The organism is Mycobacterium sp. TH-M106, assembly GCF_057473765.1.
In genome coordinates, this window is record NZ_JBYCLE010000158.1 from 1 (window position 1) to 5,013 (window position 5,013).

A 5,013-nucleotide genomic window follows, 5' to 3' on the forward strand; every position below is an offset into this window, starting at 1 on the left:
GTGTTGCGGATGTCCTCCGGCAGGTCGTCCCAGGTTTGGGCCTGCGCCTCGGTGGACCGGACGAAGTACTTGATGTTGTCGAAGTCGATGCCGCTGAGGTCGGACCCCCACGTCGGCATCGGCTTGCGCTCGAAGATGCGCAACGCCTTCAGCCGGCTTTCCAGCATCCACTCCGGCTCGTTCTTTTTGGCCGAGATGTCACGCACGACGGCTTCGGACAGCCCGCGCTGCGCGCTGGCGCCGGCGACATCGGAGTCCGCCCAGCCATACTCGTAGCGGCCCAGCGAGTTAATCGTCTCGCCCTGGGTCGGCGGCGAGGCGACGGCGGCCTCTGGCGTGAGAGTCATGTCGACGCTCCTTCGGTGCTCGTGGTGGCTTCGGCGCGGGCTGTGCGCCGAAGGTCAATCGGTGCTGCTGGTGGCGTTTGTCGGTGGTATCTGGGTAGTGCAGACATAGCCTCCGTCGGCGATGGTGCCCAGCCGCTGGACGTGGGTGCCGAGCACCTCGGCCATGGCCTGGCCTTCGGCCTGGCACAGCTCGGGAAATTCCTTGGCGACGTCGGCCACCGGGCAGTGATGTTGAAGAATCTGGACCCCGTACACCGGCCCGTCCAGCCGAGCGGTGGTAGCCGCGTACCCGGCTTTGGTCAACGCGACCGTGATCCGCTCCGCGGTCGTCTCGAGATCGGCGTCGTCGCTGCCGTCGACCGGTCTGACGCCGGCGAGGATGGTGTCGATCCGGCGCCGTGCGAACGCGCAGACCGCGTCCTCGCCACCGATCTCACGCAACTGGTGCATCGCCGCCAACGCCAGGTCGTCGTAGCGATGGGCCAGCTTGCCGTGGCCGGCCGCGGTGAGCCAGTAGCGCTTCGCCGGCCGTCCGCGCCCCACCTGCTCGCAGGCTTCGGCCGCGTGCGCCTCGGCGTCACCGATCTCGATCAGCGCGTCCAAGTGACGCCGGACACCGGCAGCCGACAAGCCCAGGCGGCTGCCGATCTCGCCGGCGGTGATGGGCCCGGATTCCATCAGCAGCTGCACGACCGCGTTGCGGGTACCGCCCTCGCGGGCCGCGTGCGCGGCAGCTGCCTGCCGTTCGTCCACCACAGCTGCACCGCCGGGGCGCGCCCCGGCGGCTTCGACCGTGGACTTCAGCCCGGCTCCGATTTTCACAACACCAGTGTGACGCAATTCCGGTGATCGGTCCAGGCGGGCCGGCCCGAAATCACCACCGGATCAGAGTTGCGCTGGTCACACCGTTACACCTGACAACCACCCGGTTACGGTGCTTCACGCTGCTTTACGCTGCTTTAATGGCAGCGCGCCAACATCCGCTGAGCACCTCGATTGCCCGCTGGCATGGCGACGAGCGGACCGTGGGCTCACCGCTCAACGACGCCGAACTGGTCGTCCTGCGGCGCATCCGGCTGTTCGGCGCCGCCGGCACCGTCCTGATGGCGATCGGCGCGCTGGGCGCGGGCGCCAGGCCGGTGGTGCAGGACCCCACGTTCGGAATTCGACTGCTCAACCTGCCGTCCCGGCTGCAGACCGTGTCGTTGACAATGACCACCACCGGGGCGGTGATGATGGCGCTGGGCTGGCTGATGCTGGGCAGGTTCGCGTTGGGCTCCCGGCGCATGTCGCGAAGCCAACTTGACCACACCCTGCTGCTGTGGATGTTGCCGCTGCTGGTGGCGCCGCCGATGTACAGCAAGGATGTGTACTCCTACCTGGCGCAGAGCCAGATCGCCCGGCTGGGCCTGGATCCCTACCGGGTGGGACCCGCGTCGGCGCTGGGCCTCGACCACGTATTCACCCTCTCGGTGCCCAGCTTGTGGCGAGAGACCCCGGCGCCCTACGGGCCGCTGTTTCTGTGGATCGGCCGTGGAATCTCGGCGCTCACCGGCGAGAACATTGTGGCAGCGGTGCTTTGCCACCGAGTGGTGGTGCTGATCGGGGTGGGCCTGATCGTGTGGGCCACGCCGCGGTTGGCAGGGCGCTGCGGGGTGGCCGAGGTCAACGCACTGTGGCTGGGAGCGGCCAACCCACTGCTGCTCATGCACCTGGTTGCGGGCATCCACAACGAGGCGTTGATGCTCGGGCTGATGCTGACCGGCACCGAGTTCGCGCTGCGTGGAATCACCTCTTCACGATCGCTGGTGCCCATCTGGCAGGCGGGTTGGCAGGCCGTCTGGCAGACCTTAGTGCGTCCGGTCCGGTGGCGGGACTGGGCGCCGCTGGCCGAACTGCTGGCAGGCGTGGTGCTGATCACGATGTCGTCGCAGGTGAAGTTGCCCTCGCTGCTGGCCCTGGGTTTTGTCGCGATGGCACTGGCTCGGCGCTGGGGCGGCAGGCTGCCGGGGTTCCTGCTGGGCAGTGGCGTGACGGTGGGGTTGGCGCTAGCGGTGATGGTCGTCATTGGTTCGGCCAGCGGGCTCGGATTCGGCTGGATCTACACCCTGGGCACCGCCAACGTCGTGCGAAGTTGGATGTCGCCGCCGACGCTACTGGCGCTCGGCACCGGGCAGGCGGGAATCTTGCTGGGCTTGGGCGACCACACCACCGCGGTGCTGTCGCTGACTCGCAGCATCGGCGTGTTGATCATCGCGGTGCTGGTCAGCTGGCTGCTGCTGGTGGTGCTGCGTGGGCGGTTGCATCCGGTCGGCGGGCTCGGGGTCACCCTGGCGGTCACGGTCCTGCTGTTTCCGGTGGTACAACCCTGGTATCTGCTGTGGGCGATCATCCCGCTGGCCGCGTGGGCAACCCGCCCGGGTTTCCGGATCGCGGCGATCTGCGTGACGATCGTGGTGGGGATCTTCGGCCCGACCGCCAACGGCGACCGGTTTGCGCTGTTTCAGATTGTGGACGCCACCCTGGCCAGCACCGTCACGGTGCTGGTCTTGATCGCGCTGACCCGCACCCACCTGCCCTGGCGTGATTTTCACATCGGACCCACCAAACCCGATGGCGTTCGTGCTGCGGGGTCGGTTCAACCGCCGGTGCAGGTCCGGCCGCCGGCCGCCGTGCCCGGCGCTTACGCTGATTCCCCGTGAGCCCGCCGTTGGACGTCTCGGTGCGGTTGCGCGGCGTGCGCAAACGGTACGGTCCGACAACCGCGGTTGCCGGTCTCGATCTCGAAGTCCACACCGCCGAAGTGTTCGCGTTGCTGGGCCCGAACGGCGCGGGCAAGACGACGACGGTCGAGATGTGCGAGGGCTTCGTGCGCGCCGACGCCGGCACCATCGAGGTGCTGGGGCTGGACCCGGTCTCCGACAACGCGCGACTGCGGACACGCATCGGGGTGATGTTGCAGGGCGGCGGCGCCTACCCTGCCGCGCAGGCCGGTGAGATGCTCAAGCTGGTTGCCGCCTATGCCGCCAACCCTCTGAACCCGCAGTGGCTGCTGGCGACGCTGGGCCTCGCCGACGCCGCGCACACCACCTACCGGCGGCTCTCCGGCGGCCAGCAGCAGCGACTTGCGCTGGCCTGCGCGCTGGTCGGCCGGCCCGAGCTGGTCTTCCTCGACGAGCCAACAGCCGGTCTGGACGCGCACGCCCGGCTGGTGGTGTGGGAGCTGATCGACGCGCTGCGCCGCGACGGCGTGACGGTGGTGCTGACCACCCACCAGCTCAGGGAAGCCGAGGCGTTGGCCGATCGGCTGCTGATCATCGACCATGGCAAGGCGGTGGCTGCCGGCACCCCCGCTGAGCTGACCCGCGTCGGCGCCAAGGGCCAGTTGCGGTTCACCGCGCCGCCCCGGCTTGACCTGTCGCTGCTGGCGGCGGCGTTGCCCGAGGGTTACACCGCCACCGAGGTGCTGCCCGGCCAGTACCTGGTCGAGGGTCCGATCGACCCTCAGGTGCTGGCGACGGTGACCGCGTGGTGCGCCAACCTGGACGTGCTTGCCAACGACGTGCGGGTGGAACAGCGCAGCCTGGAGGATGTGTTCCTGCAGCTGACCGGCGGCGAGCTGCAGTGACCACCGCTGCCGGCGGCCGGCACTTCCCGCCCGGTACGTTCGTCCCCGACCCGCGGCCCAACACGGTCCCGCGGATGCTGGCCGCGCAGTACCGACTGGAATTGACGCTGCTGCTGCGCAACGGCGAGCAGCTGCTGCTGACCATGTTCATCCCGGTCACGCTGTTGGTCGGGCTGACGCTGCTGCCGCTCGGCTCGTTCGGCGCGGGCCCCGATCATCGCGCCGGCGTCGTCGTTCCGCTGATCATGGCGCTCGCGGTGATCGCCACCGCGTTCACCGGCCAGGCCATCGCGGTCGCGTTCGATCGCCGCTACGGCGCGCTGAAACGGCTGGGCGCCACCGCGCTGCCGGTTTGGGGCATCATCACCGGCAAGTCGATGGCCGTGGTGACGGTGGTCTTCCTGCAGGCAACCCTGCTGGGGCTGATCGGCTTTGCGCTCGGCTGGCGTCCAGGGGTTGCCGGACTCGGGTTGGGCGCCGTGGTCATCGCGCTGGGCACGGCCGGATTTGCCGCATTGGGCCTGCTGCTGGGCGGTACGCTGCGCGCTGAGATCGTGCTCGCCGTCGCCAACCTGATGTGGTTCGTGTTCGGCGGGCTGGCTGCGCTGGCGATGGACGCCGTTGCCGACACCGTGCCGGCGGCGGCCCGGTGGGTTGCCCTGCTGACACCGTCGGGCGCGCTCACCGAGGCACTTTCGCAGGCACTGGCGCTGTCGACCGACTGGTTCGGCGTCGTCGTCCTGGCGGTGTGGGGTGCGGTGGCCGGATTCTGTGCGCGACGCTGGTTCCGGTTCAGCTGATCACTTCGATCGCCGCTGTGGAAGCTGACCCGAAAGCTCGGGCCACCGCGCAATTTTGGCCCTACTTCCTGCTTCGGCCCTGTCGGAGCACGGTGCGCGAAAAGTCGAGGCTAGCCCGGATTTTTCACGTAATTCGGTGTCGATGGGTGTCGTTAACGTGAAAGGTGCACTGCCGCAAGGATAATCGGAGTGTTCACGGCTCCATTATCCAAGATGGGAGTGCACCTGTCAGATGCAG

General features: G+C 68.5%; 4 protein-coding genes and 1 pseudogene. 3 read left to right on the forward strand and 2 right to left on the reverse strand.

Translation table 11 applies throughout. The features are described 5' to 3' along the window. Positions 1 to 347 (reverse strand): annotated as a pseudogene (locus tag AC2VOP_RS05685) (Fe-S cluster assembly protein SufB); the annotation flags it as partial. A gap of 54 nt (positions 348 to 401) precedes the next feature. Beyond that, entirely contained in the window at positions 402 to 1,169 is a 768-nt protein-coding gene (locus AC2VOP_RS05690) for a helix-turn-helix transcriptional regulator (protein ID WP_486960046.1), read from the reverse strand. 140 nt (positions 1,170 to 1,309) lie between these two features. Here AC2VOP_RS05690 and mptB point away from each other — a divergent pair, with 140 nt between their 5' ends. Genes mptB through AC2VOP_RS05705 form a run of 3 tightly spaced genes read left to right on the forward strand, consistent with a single transcriptional unit; the run spans position 1,310 to position 4,775 of the window. Beyond that, positions 1,310 to 3,049 carry a polyprenol phosphomannose-dependent alpha 1,6 mannosyltransferase MptB gene (gene mptB / locus AC2VOP_RS05695; protein ID WP_486960047.1) on the forward strand — a complete coding sequence of 580 codons (1,740 nt, stop codon included), beginning with the start codon at positions 1,310 to 1,312 and terminating at the stop codon, positions 3,047 to 3,049. Further along, entirely contained in the window at positions 3,046 to 3,975 is a 930-nt protein-coding gene (locus AC2VOP_RS05700; RefSeq protein WP_486960048.1) for an ABC transporter ATP-binding protein, read from the forward strand. Before mptB ends, AC2VOP_RS05700 begins: the two co-directional genes overlap by 4 nt. Continuing rightward, entirely contained in the window at positions 3,972 to 4,775 is an 804-nt protein-coding gene (locus AC2VOP_RS05705; protein ID WP_486960049.1) for an ABC transporter permease, read from the forward strand. Before AC2VOP_RS05700 ends, AC2VOP_RS05705 begins: the two co-directional genes overlap by 4 nt. Positions 4,776 to 5,013 lie beyond the last annotated feature (238 nt).

Excerpts from the sequence above, each read along its gene's own strand:
- mptB (WP_486960047.1), top strand. The coding sequence starts at position 1,310 with ATGGCAGCGCGCCAACATCCGCTGAGCACCTCGATTGCCCGCTGGCAT.